This window comes from Pseudomonas psychrophila HA-4, assembly GCF_000282975.1.
Taxonomy (GTDB): domain Bacteria; phylum Pseudomonadota; class Gammaproteobacteria; order Pseudomonadales; family Pseudomonadaceae; genus Aquipseudomonas; species Aquipseudomonas psychrophila_A.
Genome location: NZ_ALJC01000079.1, coordinates 77,276 through 98,192, shown reverse-complemented (window position 1 = coordinate 98,192; position 20,917 = coordinate 77,276). Strand labels below are relative to the sequence as shown.

General features: G+C 56.1%; 22 protein-coding genes. 7 read left to right on the top strand and 15 right to left on the bottom strand.

Annotated features, from left to right (window positions below):
* Positions 1-23 precede the first annotated feature (23 nt).
* The 5 genes from B347_RS0111550 to coq7 all read left to right on the top strand — a co-directional run bounded on the left by B347_RS0111550 (position 24) and on the right by coq7 (position 3,615).
* Positions 24-983: an NAD(P)H-dependent flavin oxidoreductase gene (locus B347_RS0111550; RefSeq protein WP_019409880.1), complete on the top strand. Its 960-nt coding sequence runs from the start codon at positions 24-26 to the stop codon at positions 981-983.
* A gap of 78 nt (positions 984-1,061) precedes the next feature.
* Complete coding sequence (locus tag B347_RS0111545; RefSeq protein ID WP_019409879.1) at positions 1,062-1,577, top strand: DUF805 domain-containing protein; 516 nt, start codon at positions 1,062-1,064, stop codon at positions 1,575-1,577.
* 76 nt (positions 1,578-1,653) lie between these two features.
* On the top strand, positions 1,654-2,442 hold the full coding sequence (locus B347_RS0111540) for an SDR family NAD(P)-dependent oxidoreductase (protein ID WP_019409878.1): 789 nt from the start codon (positions 1,654-1,656) through the stop codon (positions 2,440-2,442).
* Positions 2,443-2,508: 66 nt separating this feature from the next.
* Positions 2,509-2,847, top strand: a complete 339-nt coding sequence (locus tag B347_RS0111535; RefSeq protein WP_019409877.1) for a histidine triad nucleotide-binding protein — start codon at positions 2,509-2,511, stop codon at positions 2,845-2,847.
* A 120-nt stretch (positions 2,848-2,967) separates the two neighbouring features.
* Entirely contained in the window at positions 2,968-3,615 is a 648-nt protein-coding gene (gene coq7 / locus B347_RS0111530) for a 2-polyprenyl-3-methyl-6-methoxy-1,4-benzoquinone monooxygenase (RefSeq protein WP_019409876.1), read from the top strand.
* An 80-nt stretch (positions 3,616-3,695) separates the two neighbouring features.
* Here the strand turns inward: coq7 and speD are convergent, their stop codons facing one another.
* Together speD and B347_RS0111520 are read right to left on the bottom strand one after the other, a co-directional pair.
* Positions 3,696-4,487: an adenosylmethionine decarboxylase gene (speD, locus tag B347_RS0111525; RefSeq protein ID WP_019409875.1), complete on the bottom strand. Its 792-nt coding sequence runs from the start codon at positions 4,485-4,487 to the stop codon at positions 3,696-3,698.
* A 238-nt stretch (positions 4,488-4,725) separates the two neighbouring features.
* The gene (locus tag B347_RS0111520; protein ID WP_019409874.1) at positions 4,726-5,148 is read right to left on the bottom strand and encodes an OsmC family protein; all 423 of its coding nucleotides are present in this window, start codon (positions 5,146-5,148) and stop codon (positions 4,726-4,728) included.
* Positions 5,149-5,369: 221 nt separating this feature from the next.
* On the opposite strand from B347_RS0111520, the gene crp reads away from it, so the two are divergent.
* Positions 5,370-6,014 (top strand): cAMP-activated global transcriptional regulator CRP, encoded by a 645-nt coding sequence (gene crp / locus B347_RS0111515; RefSeq protein ID WP_019409873.1) that lies wholly within the window; start codon positions 5,370-5,372, stop codon positions 6,012-6,014.
* Here crp and B347_RS0111510 read toward each other — a convergent pair.
* The 7 genes from B347_RS0111510 to rpe form a co-directional block, all read right to left on the bottom strand.
* A complete protein-coding gene (locus tag B347_RS0111510; protein WP_019409872.1) occupies positions 6,011-6,712 on the bottom strand; it encodes a lipoate--protein ligase family protein in 702 nt (233 codons plus the stop codon). The two genes, crp and B347_RS0111510, sit on opposite strands and share 4 nt — an antisense overlap.
* 115 nt (positions 6,713-6,827) lie before the next feature.
* A complete protein-coding gene (gene trpC, locus B347_RS0111505) occupies positions 6,828-7,664 on the bottom strand; it encodes an indole-3-glycerol phosphate synthase TrpC (protein WP_019409871.1) in 837 nt (278 codons plus the stop codon).
* Positions 7,661-8,710, bottom strand: a complete 1,050-nt coding sequence (gene trpD / locus B347_RS0111500) for an anthranilate phosphoribosyltransferase (RefSeq protein ID WP_019409870.1) — start codon at positions 8,708-8,710, stop codon at positions 7,661-7,663. The genes trpC and trpD overlap by 4 nt, the downstream gene beginning before the upstream one ends.
* Before the next feature lie 9 nt (positions 8,711-8,719).
* A complete protein-coding gene (locus tag B347_RS0111495) occupies positions 8,720-9,313 on the bottom strand; it encodes an aminodeoxychorismate/anthranilate synthase component II (RefSeq protein WP_019409869.1) in 594 nt (197 codons plus the stop codon).
* Positions 9,314-9,324: 11 nt separating this feature from the next.
* The gene (gene trpE, locus B347_RS0111490; RefSeq protein ID WP_019409868.1) at positions 9,325-10,812 is read right to left on the bottom strand and encodes an anthranilate synthase component I; all 1,488 of its coding nucleotides are present in this window, start codon (positions 10,810-10,812) and stop codon (positions 9,325-9,327) included.
* Between the two features lie 70 nt (positions 10,813-10,882).
* Positions 10,883-11,701 (bottom strand): phosphoglycolate phosphatase, encoded by an 819-nt coding sequence (locus B347_RS0111485; protein WP_019409867.1) that lies wholly within the window; start codon positions 11,699-11,701, stop codon positions 10,883-10,885.
* The gene (gene rpe / locus B347_RS0111480; RefSeq protein WP_019409866.1) at positions 11,698-12,372 is read right to left on the bottom strand and encodes a ribulose-phosphate 3-epimerase; all 675 of its coding nucleotides are present in this window, start codon (positions 12,370-12,372) and stop codon (positions 11,698-11,700) included. Before rpe ends, B347_RS0111485 begins: the two co-directional genes overlap by 4 nt.
* Before the next feature lie 286 nt (positions 12,373-12,658).
* On the opposite strand from rpe, the gene B347_RS0111475 reads away from it, so the two are divergent.
* Complete coding sequence (locus tag B347_RS0111475) at positions 12,659-13,117, top strand: REP-associated tyrosine transposase (RefSeq protein ID WP_026014123.1); 459 nt, start codon at positions 12,659-12,661, stop codon at positions 13,115-13,117.
* A gap of 3 nt (positions 13,118-13,120) precedes the next feature.
* Here the strand turns inward: B347_RS0111475 and B347_RS0111470 are convergent, their stop codons facing one another.
* The 6 genes from B347_RS0111470 to B347_RS0111440 all read right to left on the bottom strand — a co-directional run bounded on the left by B347_RS0111470 (position 13,121) and on the right by B347_RS0111440 (position 20,916).
* Entirely contained in the window at positions 13,121-13,945 is an 825-nt protein-coding gene (locus B347_RS0111470) for an ABC transporter permease (RefSeq protein WP_019409864.1), read from the bottom strand.
* Positions 13,946-13,955: 10 nt separating this feature from the next.
* Complete coding sequence (locus tag B347_RS0111465; RefSeq protein WP_019409863.1) at positions 13,956-15,203, bottom strand: ABC transporter permease; 1,248 nt, start codon at positions 15,201-15,203, stop codon at positions 13,956-13,958.
* 68 nt (positions 15,204-15,271) lie between these two features.
* Positions 15,272-16,321 carry an extracellular solute-binding protein gene (locus B347_RS0111460; protein ID WP_019409862.1) on the bottom strand — a complete coding sequence of 350 codons (1,050 nt, stop codon included), beginning with the start codon at positions 16,319-16,321 and terminating at the stop codon, positions 15,272-15,274.
* Between the two features lie 40 nt (positions 16,322-16,361).
* On the bottom strand, positions 16,362-17,486 hold the full coding sequence (locus B347_RS0111455; RefSeq protein WP_019409861.1) for an ABC transporter ATP-binding protein: 1,125 nt from the start codon (positions 17,484-17,486) through the stop codon (positions 16,362-16,364).
* A gap of 385 nt (positions 17,487-17,871) precedes the next feature.
* On the bottom strand, positions 17,872-18,501 hold the full coding sequence (locus tag B347_RS0111445; RefSeq protein ID WP_019409859.1) for a response regulator: 630 nt from the start codon (positions 18,499-18,501) through the stop codon (positions 17,872-17,874).
* Between the two features lie 24 nt (positions 18,502-18,525).
* Positions 18,526-20,916 carry a PAS domain-containing sensor histidine kinase gene (locus B347_RS0111440; protein ID WP_019409858.1) on the bottom strand — a complete coding sequence of 797 codons (2,391 nt, stop codon included), beginning with the start codon at positions 20,914-20,916 and terminating at the stop codon, positions 18,526-18,528.
* Between the last annotated feature and the right edge of the window lies 1 nt (position 20,917).

The following is a 20,917-nucleotide window of genomic DNA, read 5'->3' as shown; positions in this document are numbered from 1 at the left end:
TCAAATTGCCCCGAGGTTATCCAATGCCACTGCCCGCTCTGCTTGATAAACGCCTGCGCTTGCCGGTAGTCGCCGCGCCGATGTTTTTGATTTCCAATCCTCAACTGGTACTGGCGTGTTGCCGCAATGGGGTTGTAGGTAGTTTTCCTGCACTCAACCAGCGCGAGAGCAGCGGTTTCAAGGCCTGGCTTGAAGAAATCGAAGCGGGTCTGGCCACATTGGATGACCCCGCTCCCTACGCTGTGAACCTGATTGTGCACAACAGCAACCCACGGCTACAGGCTGACCTAGCGATCTGCATCGAGCACAAAGTGCCCATCGTGATCACAAGCCTAGGCGCCGTTAAAGAAATCGTTGATGCCGTCCATAGCTATGGCGGACTGGTATTCCACGATGTCACCACGCGGCGTCATGCCGAAAAAGCCGCAGAAGCGGGTGTCGATGGACTGATTGCAGTCGCAGCAGGTGCCGGAGGCCACGCGGGCACTTGGAGCCCATTTGCACTGGTCGCCGAAATTCGTCAGTTCTTCGATAAAACCATCTTGCTAGCAGGCTGTTTGAACCATGGACACGAAATCCTGGCGGCTCAGGTCATAGGTGCTGATCTTGCCTACTTGGGGACACGATTTATTGCGACGCAAGAAAGCAACGCTTCTGACGAATACAAGCAGATGGTTCTTACATCCCGAGCGGCCGACATCGTCCACACTGCTGCGGTTTCGGGGGTACCGGCAAGTTTCATGCGCCAAAGCCTCGAAAACTCCGGTTTTGATCTCGCTGCTATACAAGGCAAATGCGAAAACAACACTGGCATACAACTAAAGCCGCTCAATGACGAAGCGAAAGCATGGAAGACCGTATGGTCAGCAGGCCAAGGGGTCGGCGACATCAATGATGTGCCAACCACCGACCATCTGATAGCACGGCTGGAAACGGAATACCGCACGGCACTAAGCTTGGTAAATCGTATGCCACATCCTTAGCTGCGTTAGGGAGACGCTAAGCCCGCCATTATTGGCGGGTTTTTAGTGACGATATTCCTCTGCAACAAGGAAACTGATATGCCTGAACACCATCAAGACAAGCACACGGGTGGCAATTTTGCAGAGCTAGAACCGCTTGGCTTTAAAGGACGCATTGGACGCCTGCGTTACATAACATGGCAATTTACCCTATGGCTCATTGTCCATGCCCTCGGGGTAGTGAGTTTTTTTGTTTTCATTATTTCTCCACCAGCAGGCATTGTAGTTTTCATTCTCAGCCTTATCGTCGCTAGCATCATTGGCATAAGAATCGCCGCTCAACGCCTGCATGACTTCAATTGGTCCGCATGGACGCTGATATTGCAGTTAGTTCCTGTGGCTAATCTTGTGGTAATCATTATGGTCTTGGCCAAGCCCGGCGACACAGGTCCGAACCGCTTCGGCCTACCACCACCGCCTAATAGCCCGACGGTGAAGGTCGTGGCTACGATTTTGGCCTTCATTCTTGCCTTATACATTGCCGCAATGATCGCAGTCGTGTCCTTGGGTTATCTGGACACTTTCCTCAACGCAGCCAGCAACAACACCCTGTAGACTGCGCACTTAAATGAACGCGTTAACGCCAGGGACATCATTGTCACCGGACTGTACCGTTGCGATGGAGAACAGCATGACCCGTTACGCTTTGATCACTGGCGCTTCCAGTGGCATTGGCCTGGCCCTGGCTGAAGCACTTGCCCGTCGTGGGCGCAGTCTGATCCTTGTAGCCCGACAGCGCGATGCGCTAGAAAGCATCGCGCTCGAGCTGACTCAACGTTTCGGTGTCGAGGTCTTGTTTCGCGCCTGCGACCTAGGCGAACCTCTGCGTCTTTCCGGCTTTCTACTGGAGTTAGAGGAAGGCGAACGACAAATCGACTTACTGGTCAATTGCGCAGGTATTGGCACGTGCGGACCTTTCCTCGCCCATGACTGGAGCGCAGAACAAGACCTGATCGAACTCAACATTCTGGCTCTGACGCGGATGTGCCATGCCATCGGTAACATGATGGCCGTGCAGGGCGGCGGGCAGATTCTCAACGTCTCATCGATCGCTGCCTATCAGCCTGGCCCGTGGCTCAGCACCTATTTCGCAAGTAAAGCCTACGTGCTGCACTTTTCCGAAGGCCTGCGCGAAGAAGTGAAAAAGACCGGTATCAAGGTCTCGGTGCTCTGCCCCGGTGTCACTCGAACCGGTTTTTTTGATGCCGCCAAAATGAACCCGCAAGCGGTCAAACGTAACAAAAGCGCCATGAGCCCCGAGGAAGTCGCCCTTTACACCGTGCGGGCGCTCGAAAAAAACAAGGCTATCATCATGCCCGGATGGCGTAACCGCTGGCTAACCCGTATGCCACGCATGCTCTCTCGCTGGATGACACGAAAAATCGCAGCCTCAGTGAACAAATCCTACTGCCCGCGTTAACGAGGCTGGGCGTAATCCGTGAGCCTGAGTACACTCAGACCGGACTTCACTCACGGAGACATAGCTTTGGATACTCTGTTCACCAAGATCATCAACCGTGAAATACCGGCCAAGATCATCTATGAAGATGATCTTGTGCTCGCTTTTCATGACATTGCCCCGCAAGCGCCGATCCATTTTTTGGTCATTCCGAAAAAACCGATCCGCACACTCAACGACCTGACCGAAGAAGACAAGCCGCTAGCTGGCCACATTCTGTTCACGGCACAGCGCCTGGCCAAAGAACTGGGCTGCGAAGAGGGTTTCCGTGTGGTGATGAACTGCAATGAAAAGGGCGGCCAAACGGTTTACCACATTCATATGCACGTACTAGGTCAGCGCCAAATGAACTGGCCACCGGGCTGATTAGACTGCAAAACCATCGTGGGGGGCTGCACCGCCCCCTACGCCTATGGATGATCCAACGCAAACCCTGCCCACCCGATTGGGGTAAACTGGCCCCCGTGATTTTTTCCGGAGGTAAGCATGACTACCCAACGTCACTACTCGCCGATTGACCGTCTACTGTTACAAGCCGATACCGCCATGCGCACCTTGCTGCCCTTCAGTGGCCAGCCGCATCGTCCGTCTCCGGCCATCGTTAAAACCGACAAACCGCTGGATGAGAAAACCGCTCGCCACGTTGCCGGGCTGATGCGTATCAACCATACGGGTGAAGTTTGTGCCCAGGCGCTGTACCAGGGCCAAGCCCTGACCGCCAAGCTGCCGCAAGTACGTGAAGCGATGGAGCATGCCGCAGAAGAAGAAATCGACCATCTGGCCTGGTGCGAACAGCGTATTCACCAATTGGGCAGCCATACCAGCGTGCTGAACCCACTGTTCTACGGCATGTCTTTTGGTATTGGCGCCGTGGCCGGCCTGATCAGCGACAAAGTCAGCCTCGGTTTTGTCGCCGCGACCGAAGACCAAGTCTGCAAGCACCTCAACGAGCACCTTGAGCAACTGCCTGCCGAAGATGAAAAGTCCCGTGCGATTCTTGAGCAAATGCGCCTCGACGAAGAACGACACGCAGAGTCCGCGCTCAATGCGGGCGGCTACCGCTTCCCTGCCCCGGTAAAATTTGGCATGAGCCTGATGGCAAAAGTCATGACCAAAAGCACCTATCGCATCTGACGCCACATTAGCGGTGTCTACTTGATCGTCATAAAAAAGGCGGCAACCTTTCGGGAGCCGCCTCTTTTGTGGCTGAAACCTTACCCCATGTTGCGGGCGTAGAAGATTTCGAGCATTTCGTGCTTCACACGCTCAGTCACCTGCGCGCGCTGTTCAACAGACAGATTGCTGGTGGCGTCGCCGAACAGGTAGTTATCCAGTTCGAAGTCCTTAAGCAGCATCTTGGTGTGGAACAGGTTTTCTTGATACACGTTCACGTCGGTCATCTGATAACCGTCGCGCGTGTCTTCGGAAAGGTAATTCTGGATCGAATTGATCTCATGATCGATAAAGTGCTTTTTGCCTTCCACGTCACGGGTAAAACCACGCACACGATAGTCGACCGTCACGATATCCGAATCAAATTGATGGATCAGATAGTTGAGAGCTTTAAGCGGTGAAATAACGCCACACGTCGACACGTCAATATCAACACGGAAAGTCGCAATACCGTCCACAGGATGAATCTCTGGATAGGTATGTACCGTGATATGACTTTTGTCGAGGTGAGCCAAAATGGTCTCGGGCAGCGGGCCTGGGGATTCTTCAATCTGGCTTTCAGTAGGAATCACCGGCTGCTCGGAAATCAGAATAGTCACGCTGGCGCCTTGGGGATCGTAATCCTGACGGGCGATGTTCAGGATGTTGGCACCAATGATATCAACCACATCTGTAAGGATCTGCGTCAGGCGTTCTGCGTCGTACTCTTGATTGATGTACTCAACGTATGCCTGCTGGTCTTGCGGGGTTTCCGCGTAGCAGATGTCATAGATGTTGAAGCTCAAGGTCTTTGTCAGGTTATTGAACCCGTGGAGCTTGAGTTTGCTTTTCACCGTTATAAAACTCTCTATGTCGATGCGGCTCGGCCGCGTGATCCAGCATGCCCGTCAAGTGCGTGGACGCACCTGCGTAGGACGGTTAACACCTCTTCGCGATGGCGATTTTGGTTATCTGTTCGGACATGCGGCCGGGAATTCCCCCGCCACTACCCTGAAAAAAGTGGCGCATTATGCAGACGTCAGCGACTGATCGCCAGAGTCTGCATTGCTTTTATGAAAATTGAATGTCCACTCAGCCCAGTTCAATGATTTCGTAGTCATGGCTGATAGCAACACCCGCCGCACCCAGCATGATCGACGCCGAGCAATACTTTTCCGCTGACAATTCAATGGCACGCTTGACCTGAGCGTCTTTCAAACCTCGGCCTTTAACCACAAAGTGCAGATGAATTTTAGTAAAAACCTTTGGGTCTTCGGTCGCGCGTTCGGCTTCCAAAAACGCTTCGCAGCTTTCGACTGCCTGACGTGATTTCTTGAGAATGCTGACAACATCAAAGTTGCTGCAACCACCGAGCCCCAACAGAAGCATCTCCATAGGGCGTACGCCCAGGTTGCGTCCGCCACTCTCAGGCGGGCCGTCCATCACAACGACGTGGCCGCTACCTGATTCGCCCAGAAACATGGCTTCACCCGCCCATTGAATGCGTGCCTTCATCGCCCAGACTCCACTGTTTTAAAAGGGGCGCCAGCTTAGCACAGGGCCCGAAACTGATGACTCACCGCGCCGCAGCCTTTCTTAGACAAGACGAAGGGAAAATTCTACCAACCACACAGAATCTGTCTGTTAAGCTGGCGCCAAATCACTGGCGCCAGCCAGCCAGCGCTCTATATAAAAATAGATCTGACCTTTACTGTGCTCGCTTTCGGGATACAACCATGGTTGCTATTACCCCCATACCCAAGATCAAAAATCTCGACAAATTTTTGACTCATTGCCAACGCAGACGCTATCAAACCAAGAGCAACATCATCTGCGCGGGCGAACACTCACACACTTTGTTCTACATTCTGAAAGGTTCTGTCACGATTCTGATTGAAGACGACGATGGTCGCGAGATGATCATTGCCTATCTCAACCCAGGAGACTTCATTGGTGAGCTGGGCCTGTTTGAACAGGCAGGGCAAGAGCAACCACGCAGCGCATGGGTCCGGGCCAAGACCGAGTGTGAAGTTGCAGAAATCAGCTACATAAAATTCAGAGAGTACGCGCAACAAGAACCTGAAATTCTTTACGCGCTTAGCGGCCAAATTGCTCAGCGCCTTCGTAACACAACTCGTAAGGTCGGGGACCTAGCGTTCTTTGATGTTACCGGGCGCGTTGCGCGCTGCCTGCTTGAACTGTGCAAACAGCCTGATGCAATGACCCATCCGGACGGCATGCAGATCAAAATCACCCGTCAGGAAATCGGTCGAATTGTCGGTTGTTCGCGAGAGATGGTAGGCCGTGTGCTTAAAGGCTTGGAAGAGCAAAACTTGGTCAGCGTCAAAGGCAAGACTATGGTGGTGTTCGGTACGCGCTAAGGCTTTAGCAAGGGTGCCAGAATCTGTTGATAACTGGCGCTCAGTCGCTCAAAAAAGTCGGGCGCGGTAAACACTTCATGTAACGCGATATGGCTCTCAGCACGGCAGCGTTGTTCCTGCTCACAGCGCTGATTGAAACGATTGACCGCAGCGACCATCGACTCACGCTCATCTTCAACCAGTAACGCGCCGTGAACCAAGCCCACCGGCCGCTGCCCACCTGGGCTTTGGCGCCAGCGCTGAGCCGTGCCTACCAGTTTTCGCGCATTGAGGTTAACGTTGAATCGCCCATCGCAAAACGCGCCGTCAACTTCGCCTAACGACGCCGAGCCCCCTAATGCAGTCAGTAAGTCACAGATGGGCTCGCACAGGCGGCGATAGGCCGTTTCGATACGCCCATGATCACCTTCGCTGCGCGGCGGGGCATAAACCAGCGCGATATTGACCGTAGCAGGCGACTGAGGAACAGGCTCTCCACCAGTTTCGCGCAACAGGATAGGCCAACCGCTGGTAGCCAATTCAACACTGGCTTGCTCGAACCCGGCTAAGCGACTCAAGCGCCGTGGCATCACCAACGCACTGTCCGAGGGTTGCCAGAACAGCACGCCCGCTTCGCGCTCCCCAGCACACACCGAGGCCAATAAATCCTGCTCGGCTTTAAGACCTGCTTCGACGGTGAGCGGCTGGATGAGCGCCATTAAGTACCTGCTCCGACACAAAACAACTGTGGGAGCGGGCCTGCTCACGATATTAACGACTCAGAAGTCGATGCCATCGCCAGCAAACCAGCTCCCACACACAGTTAATCGAGGATCAATCCAGCGAGGAACCCGTCACAGGTAAACCGCGCTCCGGGAAGAACAAACGCTGTAACTCAGTACCCGGGTTTTCAGCACGCATAAACGCCTCACCCACCAAGAACGAATACACCTCGCTGATTTCCATCAACTCAACATCCGCACGGTTGAGGATGCCGCTCTCAGTGATGACCAATCGATCACGCGGAACACGCGGCAACAGATCCAGCGTGGTTTCAAGGCTGACTTCAAACGTGTGTAGATTGCGGTTGTTGATCCCCACCAACGGGGTATCAAGTGTCTTGAGTGCGCGCTCGAGCTCAGCGCCATCATGCACTTCAACCAGCACATCCAGATTGACGCTTTTGGCAACGGCAGCCAGCTCGGCCATTTGCACGTCATCCAGTGCCGACACAATCAACAGCACACAGTCCGCACCCAACGCGCGGGCTTCAACGATCTGATAAGGATCGATCATGAAATCCTTGCGAATCACGGGCAGGTTGCAGGCCGCACGGGCTTGTTGCAGATAAGCATCGGCGCCCAGGAAGAAATCGACGTCGGTCAATACGGACAAGCACGTAGCGCCGCCCTTTTCATAACTCTGAGCTATTTCATTCGGTACAAAGTGTTCACGAATCACGCCCTTGCTTGGCGATGCCTTTTTGATTTCGGCAATGACTGCAGGGTGCTTCTTCTTCGCTTGCTCCAGCATGGCTTTGGCAAAACCACGTACCGGGTCAGCCTGAGCCGCCAAACGCTCAAGCTCATTCATGCTGATGCGTGCACTGCGCTCGGCCACTTCCTGAACTTTGCGCGCCAGAATTTTTTCTAGAACGGTAGGCACCGTCATGCTTCATTCTCCTGCTTGAAAATCGCGGTAAAGGCGCCCAGTTCTTCGAGTTTTTCCCGAGCGAGCCCTGTGTGCAAGGCATCGTGAGCCAACGCCACACCCTCTTTGAGCGTGTAGGCAAGGTCGGCGGCATACAGCGCAGCGCCGGCATTGAGCACGATCATTTCAGCAGCCTTCTGGCCTGACTCCGTTTTACGACGCCCCAAGGCATCGCGAATCAGCTCCAGCGATTGTTCCGGGCTATCTACCACCAGACCAAACAGACTCTGGCTCTTTATACCCAAGTCTTCTGGTTGAACCCAGTACTCCGTGATGGCGCCATTTTTAAGCTCCGCCACAAAGGTCGGTGCCGCCAGACTGAACTCGTCCAAACCGTCTTGCGAATGGACCACCAACACGTGCTTGCTGCCCAGACGTTGCAGCACTTCTGCTAAAGGTCGGCACAGCGCCTGATTAAACACGCCGACCACTTGATGCAATACGCCAGCCGGATTCGTAAGCGGGCCAAGCATATTGAACAGAGTACGCAGCCCCAGATCGCGACGCGGGATGGCCGCGTGCTTCATGGCGCCGTGGTGAGTTTGAGCAAACATAAAGCCAATGCCAACGCTGTCGATGCAACGCGCCACTTGAACCGGCGTCAGGTTTAAGTACACACCGGCGGCTTCAAGCAAATCAGCGCTGCCGCTTTTGCCCGACACGGCACGATTACCGTGTTTGGCTACGGTGCAGCCTGCTGCCGCAATTACCAGCGCAGAAGCAGTAGACACGTTGAAAATATTCGCACCATCACCGCCAGTCCCAACGATGTCGACCACGCCGTCCAAGGTATTGAGTTCAACCTTGTCCGCCAACTCACGCATGGCCGTGACGGCACCGACGATTTCGTCAATGCTCTCACTCTTCATGCGCATGCCCATCATGAACGCGCCAATCTGCGCCTCAGTGCATTGGCCAGTCATGATGTCGCGCATCACATCGCGCATCTCGGCTTCGCTCAAATCAAGGTGACCGACGATACGGCTCAGGGCTGTTTTGATATCCATAAGAAGTCCTTAGCGCGTGCCGCCAGTTTGTTTGAGGAAGTTAGCGAACAGTTCGTGGCCCTGCTCGGTCAGAATCGACTCCGGGTGAAATTGCACCCCTTCGATGTTCAGCGTTTTGTGGCGCAGCCCCATGATCTCGTCGACCGAGCCGTCAGCATTTTGCGTCCAGGCCGTCAGCTCCAGACACTCAGGCAAGGTTTCACGCTTGACCACCAGCGAGTGGTAGCGGGTCACGGTCAATGGGTTGTTCAGCCCCTGAAAAACACCGGTGTCCAGGTGATACACCGGGCTGGTTTTACCGTGCATGACTTGCCGGGCACGAACAACATCGCCGCCAAAAGCCTGACCGATGGATTGATGCCCGAGGCACACGCCAAGAATCGGCAATTTGCCCGCAAAATGCTTGATCGCTTCAAGCGAGATGCCCGCCTCGTTAGGCGTGCATGGGCCGGGCGACACCACGATGCGCTCAGGGTTGAGTGCCTCGATCTGGGCGACGGTCAATTCATCGTTGCGCACCACTTTGACCTCAGCACCCAATTCACCGAGGTACTGCACAACGTTGTAAGTAAAAGAGTCGTAATTATCGATCATCAGCAACATGGCAAAGCTCCTCAGGCGTCGGACGCGGGGGTTTGTTCAGCGAGCGCTACAGCACGAAACATCGCGCGGCGTTTATTCAGCGTCTCTTCCCATTCCAGGGCCGGTACCGAGTCGGCAACAATGCCGCCGCCCGCTTGCACGTGCAGCTCACCGTCCTTGATCACCGCGGTGCGAATCGCGATAGCCGTGTCCATGTTGCCGTTCCAAGCGAAGTACCCAACTGCGCCGCCATATACGCCACGTTTAACCGGCTCCAGCTCGTCGATAATTTCCATCGCGCGGATCTTCGGAGCGCCAGACAAGGTGCCCGCTGGCAAAATCGCCCGCAACGCGTCCATGGCCGTCAGCCCGTTTTTAAGCTGGCCAGTGACGTTGGACACAATGTGCATCACGTTGGAGTAACGCTCGATCACCATCTTCTCCGTGAGCTTGACCGAGCCGGTTTCCGATACACGGCCCGTGTCGTTGCGCCCAAGGTCAATCAGCATCAAGTGCTCGGCGATTTCCTTGTCGTCACTGAGCAGGTCTTTTTCCAACGCCACATCAGCTTCTTCGGTCGCACCACGAGGGCGCGTACCGGCAATCGGGCGCACGGTAATCAGGTTGTCCTCAACCCGGACCAACACTTCCGGCGAACTGCCGACCACGTGGAAGTCTCCAAAGTTGAAGAAGTACATATACGGCGTCGGGTTGAAGCAGCGCAGGGCGCGGTATAGGTCAATCGGCGCAGCCTTGAAGTCGATCGACATGCGCTGCGACGGCACCACCTGCATGCAGTCACCCGCCAAGATGTAGTCCTTGATTGTGTCGACCGCTTTTTCGTAGTCATCCTGGGTGAAGCTGGATCGGAACACCGGATCAGCGGCTTGCTGTTGGGTGAAGTCCAAGCCACGGCGGGGTGCTATCGGCTGACGTAATTGCTCAAGCAACGCCTCAAGACGCGCCTGACCTTCGTCGTATGCATCCGCCTGCGCAGGGTCGACCAGCACAATCGCGTGCATCTTGCCCGCCAAGTTATCGAACACCACGACGGCGTCCGACACCATCAGCAAGATGTCCGGCACGCCCAGCGGATCCGGGTTCGGGCACTTGCCCAAACGTTTCTCCACGTAGCGCACGCAGTCATAACCAAAATAACCCACCAGCCCGCCATTGAAGCGCGGCAAGCCAGCGATGGTCGGTACGTTGTAACGGGCTTTGAATGCCTCGACGAAGGCCAGCGGATCTTCAGCTTCGTGAGACTCGATTTCGACGCCGTCGCACGTCACCCGAACTTGATGCTCATGCACGCGCATTACCGTGCGGCATGGCAAACCAATGATCGAGTAACGGCCCCATTTCTCGCCCCCCTGCACCGACTCCAGCAAATAGGAGTTGGGCTGATCGGCCAGTTTCAGGTAGATCGACAACGGCGTGTCGAAGTCAGCAAGGGTTTCACGTGCAAGCGGGATACGGTTGTAGCCGGCAGCGGCCAAACGCAGGAATTCTTCGCGGATCATGAGGTGCCTCGTGGCATGAGGGTAAAACGGTCAGGTGTGCAAACGTGCCGGATCTCCGGCCAGATTCAAGTCAGGCGCGCCAACGCCAACGGGCCAGGGCCTTGATAACTTTCATCCAGAGTTTGCGAGTGACCACCACGATGGAATCTCTTCGAGAGGGGTGAGCTGAAGCGCCCAACGTTATCTCAGGCGCAGAATCTAAGCAACCGGCTATCAGCTCATGCAGATTGTCGATCACCATATCCGGGGCTTCTTCAGCAATCGGCCGACCATGATTGTAGCCATAGCTCATGGCCACACACCGCACGCCAGCCGCTTTTGCCGCCAGCACGTCGTTGCGTGAATCGCCGACAAATAACGCTTGTTGCGGTGTCACACCGGACATTTTCATCACAAAAAAAAGTGCAGCCGGGTCAGGCTTTTTCTGAGGCATGGTGTCACCGCCCACAATCCAGCGAAAAAACCGCCCCATCTTCAACTCATCCAACAATGGCGCAACAAACCGCTCGGGCTTGTTGGTAATCAGCGCCATTTCAACACCCTGCTTTTGCAGCCACTTAAGGCTTTCGCGCACGCCGGGGTAAATCGCGGTGTGTTCATGGCCGCCATCATAGGCTTCCATGAAAATCGCCAGCGCTTCTTCAGCCTCCGCGTCATCGACACCAGTGGCCTGCATATTGCCGGCGAGTGCACGGCGCACCAACATGGGCGCGCCGTTGCCGATCCACATCTTTACGTTTTCAATGCCCGCGGGCGGTCGACCCAGTTTGAGCAGCATGGTGTTCACGGCGGCAGCTAGATCCGGAACAGAATCGATCAAGGTGCCGTCCAGATCGAACATCACCAGTTTGGGCAGTCGCCCGCCAAGCAACTGCTCAAATCCACTCATGGACGTGCCAACGCAAGCTCGGCGCGCATTTTCTGAATCACTTCTTCGTAGTTCGGCGTGTTAAAAATCGCCGAGCCCGCCACGAACGTGTCGGCACCGGCTTCGGCGATTTCACGGATATTGCCGACGTTTACACCGCCATCGATTTCCAAGCGAATATCGCGACCCGAGGCATCGATCAATGCGCGGGCTTCTCGCAGTTTATTCAACGTGCCGGGGATAAACTTCTGCCCGCCGAAGCCTGGGTTGACGCTCATCAGCAAGATCATGTCGACCTTGTCCATCACGTACTTGAGCACATCCAGCGGCGTGGCGGGGTTGAACACCAGACCCGCCTTGCAGCCGCCTTCGCGGATCAACTGCAACGAGCGGTCAATGTGCTGGGTGGCTTCGGGGTGGAATGTGATGTAGGTCGCGCCCGCTTCAATAAAGTCGCCAATAATCCGGTCAACCGGGCTGACCATCAAATGTGCATCGATGGGTGCGGTAATGCCGTATTTGCGCAACGCGGCGCACACCATCGGACCAATGGTCAGGTTTGGCACGTAGTGATTGTCCATGACATCGAAGTGCACGATATCAGCGCCAGCGGCGAGCACATTGTCGACTTCCTCGCCAAGACGGGCGAAATCGGCAGAAAGAATCGATGGGGCAATAGCGAAGGGCTGCATAACGCACCTTTTAATGAGCTAAACACGGTGGCGCGCATTGTATACCGCCTGCCGAGAAGCGCACACCGGGCCGTGATGATTGGCGATATTCAACCACCCTACAGCCGCTTCGCGCCCGATCGCAGCCTTCGGCAGCGACTACATGGATTTGCGTCCTGTAGTCGCTGCCGAAGGCTGCGATAAGGGCCGAAGGACCTTCCAGCAATATCTTGCGAACAAAGTCATCGGCTACTTCTACGCCCAAGGGCTAGTTTTAAAAAACACGGACCTAAACGAGGGCAAAGGAATGCCGCGTTGCTATACCAGCAATCGCCTATTAAAAGGCCGCTACTCTGAAACCGGACGACTGTATCTGCTCACCACGGTAACTGATCAACGACGTCCTGTTTTTGAAGACTTTCAGTTAGGCAGGCTTTTAGTCGATCAATTAAAACAAGCCCATAACGAAGGCATCGTGACATCAAAGGCATGGGTCGTGATGCCGGACCACTTCCATTGGTTAGTCGAACTTAATAACAAAACACTGGGCGAATTAATGTGCCGCATCAAGTCACGCAGCAGCGTGACCGTTAACAACGCCAGTCAGTTCAGCGGCCGGCTATGGCAAAAGGGCTACCACGACAGGGCATTGCGCCGTGAAGATGACCTCAAGGCAACCGCCCGTTACATCGTACAAAACCCGATCCGTGCGGGCTTGGCTACACGAATCGGAGACTACCCCCTCTGGGACGCTTGCTGGATGTAACCCTTATGCCTGGGCTGTGCGCATTTTCTCGCTGCGCCCGCGCAACCACTCCAGCGTCAGTAACAACAACACCGAGAAGGCAATTAGCAGGGTCGCTGCCGCCGCAATGGTCGGGCTGAGGTTTTCGCGGATACCGCTGAACATTTGCCGTGGCAACGTCGCTTGCTCTGGCCCCGCCAAAAACAGGGTCACGACCACTTCGTCAAACGACGTCGCAAAGGCAAACAGCGCCCCCGAGATCACACCGGGCGCAATCAGTGGCAAGGTCACGCGGCGGAATGCTGTCAGCGGCGAGGCACCCAAACTTGCTGCTGCACGCACCAAGTTGTGGTTGAACCCCTGCAAGGTGGCCGACACGGTGATGATCACAAACGGCACACCCAACACCGCATGCACCACGATCAATGAGATGAAGCTGTTGCCCAACCCCAGCGGGGCAAAGAACAGGTAGCTGGCCACGCCGATGATGACCACAGGCACGACCATCGGCGAAATCACCAAGGCCATCACCAGCGCTTTGCCGGGGAAATGCCCCCGGGTCAGGCCAATCGCTGCCAACGTGCCAAACACCATCGCCAGCACCGTTGCCGCAGGTGCCACGATCACGCTGTTTCGCAAGGCCCGCATCCATTCTGCGGACGCGAAAAAGTCCTGATACCAATGCAGCGAAAAGCCCTGTAACGGGTACACCAGAAAGCTGCCCGAGTTGAACGACAACGGGATGATCACCAGCACCGGCAGAATCAGAAACAACAGGATCAGCCCACACAGAATGCGCAAGCTGTAAAACCACACCCGCTCAACGGGCGACATATAAGGACTCAGCATGGCAGGCTCCTTAGCTCAAGCGCAGGCGGGTCGCGCCTACCAGCCAGTTGTAGATCAGATAAAGCACCACGGTTGCCAGCAACAACAACCCGCCCAACGCTGTCGCCATGCCCCAGTTGATGCTGGTGTTGGTGTAGAACGCCACGAAGTAGCTGACCATTTGGTCGTTCGGACTGCCCAGCAAGGCCGGGGTGATGTAGTAACCAATGGCGATGATGAACACCAGCAAGCAACCCGCCCCTACCCCTGCATAGGTCTGTGGGAAGTACACCCGCCAAAAGCTGGCAAATGGATGACAGCCCAGTGAGATCGCTGCACGCATGTAAGTCGGAGAAATGCCTTTCATCACGCTATAGATCGGCAAAATCATGAACGGCAACAGAATGTGCACCATCGCGATGTAGACGCCGGTACGGTTGAACACCAACTCCAACGGCTTATCGATAATGCCCAGGCTCATCAGCCCGCTATTGATCAGGCCACCCGATTGCAACAACACAATCCAGGCCGCCACCCGCACCAGCACTGACGTCCAGAACGGCAGCAGCACCAGTATCATCAGCAGGTTGCTCTGCCGCGCAGGCAAGTTAGCCAGCAAGTACGCCAACGGGTACGCCAGCACTAGGCAGATGCAAGTGATGACAAAACCCATCCAGAACGTACGCGCAAAAATATCCAGGTAAATCGATTGATCAGGTGTAGCGGGGGCAATTTCACCCAAGTCGTCGATGCGATGATCAACTGCCGCCAACAGGTAAAACGGGGTCACGCTTGAAACGTTGCGCTTGATCGCCTGCCAATACGCAGGATCGCCCCAACGTTCATCAAGCGACTCCATCGCATCTTTGTAAGAATCAGGTGCCGCCTTGAAGGGCAGACCCTTGGCGGTTTTCATCAGCAGGCTGCGATAGCCAGCCAATTCCATGTTCAGGCGCTTGGACAAATCGCCCAATACTTGATTCTTGCGAGCCTCAGCTAAGTCTTCACTGAGTGCCTGATATACCGGCTCCGCAGGCAAACCTTTACCGTCCCAACCCGCCACTGCAACCACCGTGCGTGGCAAGCCATCCACCACCTCGGGGTTGCCGACACTTTTGTACAGCAGGGCCGCGATCGGAACCAGAAACACCAGCAACAAGAAAATAACCAACGGCGCGATCAAGGCCTGTGCCTTCCAGCGGTTAACCCGCTCGGCGTGCGCAAGACGCTTCTTCAACGTTGGGCTGGAGACCTCGTTCAGGGGAACGGCGATGGCCATGGCGAACTCCGAAAATCTTTAAACGATGGCGGCGCGACTGAATCAGCCGCGCCGCATTTCAACGCTGCTTACTTAGCAGCCCAGGCATTGAAGCGTTGTTCCAGTTGCTCGCCGTTGTCAGCCCAGAAACTGACGTCGATTTGCACCTGGTTCACAATGTTTTCCGGGGCGGTTGGCATTTGCTCCTGCACGGCTTTAGGCAGTAAAGGCATCGCCTCTTTGTTAGCCGGGCCGTACGCGATGTTTTGCGAATAGACACTCTGCTGCTGCGGCTGCAAGGTGAAAGCCATGAACTTCTTGGCTACCTCGGCTTTTTCTTTGCTCAGGCCTTTAGGGATGGCCCACGCGTCGAAGTCATAAATCCCGCCGTTCCACACAATCTTCAGGTTGCTTTCTTTCTGTACCGCGGCGATCCGACCGTTGTAGGCCGAGCTCATGACCACATCGCCAGAGGCCAGGTACTGTGGCGGCTGAGCGCCTGCTTCCCACCACTGAATGTTCGGCTTGAGCTCATCCAGCTTTTTGAAAGCGCGGTTCTGACCGTCCTTGCTCGCGAGCACGGTGTACACGTCCTTCGGTGCCACGCCGTCAGCCATCAAGGCAAATTCCAAGGTGTACTTGGCGCCTTTACGCAGGCCACGCTTGCCCGGGAAGGTTTTGGTGTCCCAGAAATCAGCCCAACTGGTCGGTGCGGTTTTCAGTTTGTCGGCGTTGTAAGCCAGCACCGTTGACCACACAAAGAAGCCCGCGCCACAGCTTTGAATAGCGCCTTTGACGTACTGCTCCGCGTTGCCAAACAGCGCCGGGTCGATTGGTTCAAACATGTCTTCATCGCAGCCGCGCGACAACTCGGGCGACTCAACCTCTACCAGATCCCAAGAGATACTTTTGGTGTCGACCATGGCCTTGATTTTGGCCATTTCACCGTTGTATTCGCCGGCGATGATTTTGCCGTCACCCTTGGCCTCCCAAGGTGCGTAAAACGCTTTGACCTGAGCCGCCTTGTTCGCACCGCCAAACGACACCACGGTCAGGGCGGTCGGCTCGGGTGCCGCCAGCGCACTGCCCGCAAACATCAGGCCAAGGCTCAGCGCCGTAAACTTGAAAGTCTTATGCATTGTTGTTCTCCACTGTGCAGGGTTGGTGAAGCCAGGGCGATTAATTCGCCTCTAAGAGAGGGTCAAGTGCGCGTACATGTTCGACTTGCCAGCCCAGCGGCACGACGTCTCCGACGGCCAGGGCGGGGTCCAGCTCGGCAATCGGCTGCTTCACAAAAAAGTCGCTCTTGCCGCACACTTCCATACGTACCCGGACGTGGTCGCCCAGGTAGATAAATTCCTCGACCCGCCCCGAGAAACGGTTCTCGCACGACTCGCTGGAACCCTTGAGGCTGATACGTTCAGGCCGAATCGACAGCGTCACCGGGTCACCCGTGCGCCCGACATTCACTGCCAACGCCTGAACTTTTTCGCCACGGCTTAGCTCAACCACGCAGCGCTCACCGTCCTGACTGTGCAGGCGGCCATTAAGGCGGTTGTTCTCGCCAATGAAGTTAGCCACAAAGGTATTTCGAGGTTCTTCGTAGAGGGTCCGCGGCGGGGCGATTTGCTGGATTTCACCCTGATGAAACACCGCCACCCGATCCGACATCGTCAGCGCTTCGCCTTGGTCGTGAGTCACGTACACCACGGTCACACCTAGCCGCTGGTGTATGTGTTTGATCTCCATCTGCATGTGCTCGCGCAGTTGTTTATCCAGCGCACCCAGCGGTTCGTCCATCAGCACCAGTTGAGGCTCGAACACCAATGCGCGGGCCAAGGCCACTCGTTGCTGCTGCCCCCCCGAGAGTTGCGCCGGATAACGCTGAGCGAATGCATCGAGTTGCACCATGCCGAGTACTTTTTTGACCCGCTGGCTGATGTCGGTCCGATTTAGACCGCGCACCGACAACGGAAAACCCAGGTTTTCAGCCACCGTCATGTGCGGGAACAACGCGTAATTCTGGAACACCATGCCGATGTCGCGCTTGTGCGGCGGCACATTGTTGATCGCACGCCCGGCAAGCAAGATCTCGCCAGCAGTCGGCGTTTCAAAGCCGGCCAGCATCATCAGGCTGGTGGTTTTGCCCGAACCGGACGGCCCGAGCAAGGTCAGGAACTCGCCTTTGCGAATATCCAGATTGAGATCTTTGACGATCAGGTTTTCGCCGTCATAGCTCTTTTGCACGCCACGGAAGCTAACCAATACCTCACTCGCCCCAGCGCTTGCACCGACCTCACTCATAACCGCACCTTTTGTTTTGGACTGCTGTGGTCCAAGACTAAAGGTGCCGCCAGCCCGCAGAAATCGGGGCGCAGGAGAGATTTACATCAGCAGATTGGACAGCTTTTTGTAGGGGACGCCCTACAGCGATGTCGCGATTAGAACGCTGCCTTTAAGCACGGCCCGTATCCACGCAAAGACGCATCATAAAACTGTCGCAAACAGACACATGTTGCTAACTGAGGCCCGCTCAAATCCCGTAGCAGTTGCCGAGTTCTGCGAGGCTACGTCCGATTGCGAAGCGATCGTAAAGCTGCAACACGGGGGTTTCAAAAAGACCGAGTTGGCGGGTTTTACGACGACTGCGTCGCCGGACGTAGCCTTCGGCAACTGCTACGGATTCGCCCTACAGTAATTTATGCTCCATCGCGTACTTCACCAGCTCCGCCAGCGAGGTGATGTTGAGCTTTTGCATCAGCCGCGCTTTATGGGTGCTGATGGTTTTACTGCTCAACGCCAGTTGCTGAGCAATGTCGTTCACGTTAGCCCCTTGAGCCAAACGCTCAAACACCGAAAACTCACGTTCGGACAACAACGCGTGCAGCGGCCGCTCATCGGTCAATCCAACCTCAAACACCATGCGGTCAGCCAACTCAGGGTCGATGTATCGACCACCCGCCGCCACCTTACGAATCGCGGTCAGCAGCAACGCCGGATCGCTGTCTTTGGTCGCATACCCCGCCGCCCCGAACTTCAAGGCACGAGCCGCCATTTGCGCTTCGTCGTGCATTGACAGCACCAAAATAGCCGGCGGGTTGTTCAACGCGCGAATCCTTGGAATAGCCTCCAACCCGTTAACCCCCGGCATGGAAATATCCAGCAGCACCACTTCGCACGGCACATGGCGCAAGGTTTCCAGCAGTTGTTCGCCATTACTCGCCTCGCCCACAACCAGCAGGTCTTTAGCCAGACCAATCAACTGCTTGATGCCCTCACGCACGATGGTGTGATCTTCAGCTACCAGTACACGAATCACGGCTATTTCCTTTTTCAAAGATCACTAAAGACGTTGGATCAATGGGACGCGCACCGTCAACGTGGTGCCCTCACCCGGTACGCTGTGTAAAGCCAACGTGCCGCCGAGCATCAAGACTCGCTCGCGCATGCCGACCAGGCCAAAGGAGGTTGCGCGCCCGGTCGTCGGCACAAATCCACGGCCATCATCGCTGATGCTCAGGCACAGTTCCCGGCCCTCCACGCTCAAGGTCACCTCGACGGTTTGCGCGTGGGCATGGCGTATCACATTGGTCAGGGCTTCCTGCAAAATCCTGAACAGCCCGACTTCCTTGGCCGCACTCAACGGCGGCAAACTTTCCGGCACTCGCACCAGGCACGGGATGTTGGAGCGCGCTTCAAAACGGTGGGCCTGCCATTCGATTGCCGAACTGATACCGGCATCCAGAATCGGTGGCCGCAGGGCCGTGGCCACGTCGCGCACTAGCTGGAACAACTGCGCGATGAGCTTTTTCATGCTGTTGAGCCGCTCGCGCAACCCCGGATCCAGATCGGCATACGCCAGCTCGCACATCGAGGTTTCGAGTTTGAGCACGGTCAGCATCTGCCCTAACTCGTCGTGTACCTCACGCGCTATTCGCGCCTTTTCTTCTTCACGCACGCTTTCCAGGTGCGCCGACAATTCGCGCAACTGCCCGCGAGAGCTGTCCAGTTCCAACTCAATACGTTTGCTCTCACTGATGTCCCAGACAATGCCGTCCCAGACCACCGTGCCATCATCAAGACGCCGGGTGATGGCCTTGATCTCGGCCCAACGCTGCTGGCCTTCACGGGTCAAGATCCGCCCCTGCCACGACCAATCGCTGTCACTTTCCAAGGCAATGTCTTGCACGCGATGGTAGTCCGCTCTGTCATCGGGGTGCACGAGACTGCGTAATCCAACTTCACGTTGGCGCAGGGTGGCCGAGGAGAAACCCACCAGCGTCTCGCTGCCTTCACTGATGTAAGGAAAATCCAGATCGCCGGTCAGCAAGGACCGCTCTAGTCGGAAAACCAGCCCCGGAACGTTGGCCGCAATGCCTTGCAAGCGCGCGTCGCTCTCTTGTAGAGCGGCCTGCACGCGGCGCCGCTCGGTGATGTCATTGAGGTACACCACCAGGTATTCAGCCTGTTTAAAGCGCAAAAAACTCAAGGTCACGTCTGCCGGGAACTCGCTGCCATCAGCCCGAACACAGTGGGTTTCGATCCGTTGCGCGCCCTCCTCGTCGCCTCGCGCGCGGCGCCACACGTTTAACCATCGATCCATGCTCAGGCCCGGCTCGAAATCGCTCAACGGCCGATCCAGCACTGCGCCTGCTGGGTATCCCAACATGGCCTCAGCAGCCTGATTGGCATAGCGCACGTGGCTGTCCCAGTTGACCCATAAAATGCCCACTGGGCTTTGATCAATCGAAAATTGGGTCAAGCGCAAGGCTTCGGCACCGGCAGCACCGACCGCGAGGTCTTCTCGCGCCTTGAGCAGAGCCTGCTCCAGAGCGCTCTGATGGCGACGTTGCCACACCACAATGGCCATGCTCGCCAGCAACAGGGCGCCGATCAGCAGACACAGGTTCTGCCAAAACCCGGGCGACTGCCCGGCGCGGGGGTATTTGGGTTGCAACCAGCGGGTGTGCAACTGCTCCATGTCACGCGCCGGAATGGCATGCAGCCCGCGTTCAACAATGCCGGCCAACTGCGGCCAGTCACGGCGAGTGGCCACCCGCAGCAGTTGCGGAAAACCAATATCCCCGACAACGCTCAAACCGACGAATTCGGGCTCTACGGAAAGACGTGCCAGTTGCGCCTCATCAATGACCGCGTAGGTCGCTTGCTGGCTCAGCAACAGTTGCAGGGCCTGGCGCTCCAGGGGCACACCCTGCAAATTGAGCCCCGGATAACTGGAGTGAAGAAAGTCGGCCGTGGCGCTGGGCATACGCACGGCAACCCGGGTATTACTGTCGATACGCTCAAGGTCCACCGAGCCCGCACCATTACGCTCCCCCACGACCAATTGCGGTACCCGCATGTACGGATCAGAGAATTGCCACAACCGCAGCCCGGCCGGGGTTTGCGTCAGACCCGGCGCCAGGTCGATCTCCCCATTACGGGCCGCCCGCTCCAGTTGCTCAAGGTCAGGGTAGTTACGCCAAGTCAGCTCAATGTCCAGGCTTTGAGCCAGCCACTTCATAAGCTCCACATTGGCCCCAGACAACCGCTGCAAGCGCTGATCAAATTTGGCATAGGGCGCCTGTAGAACCAGCCCAACCCGCAGCTCTTTGTGCTGCGCCAGCCACTGCTGTTGCTCGGCACTGAGCTGTGCCGCCGGGATGGAGGCTGCATGGGCCATCAAGGGCAGCCACAACCAGCCGATAACCAACAGAGAGTAAAAACGCTTCATC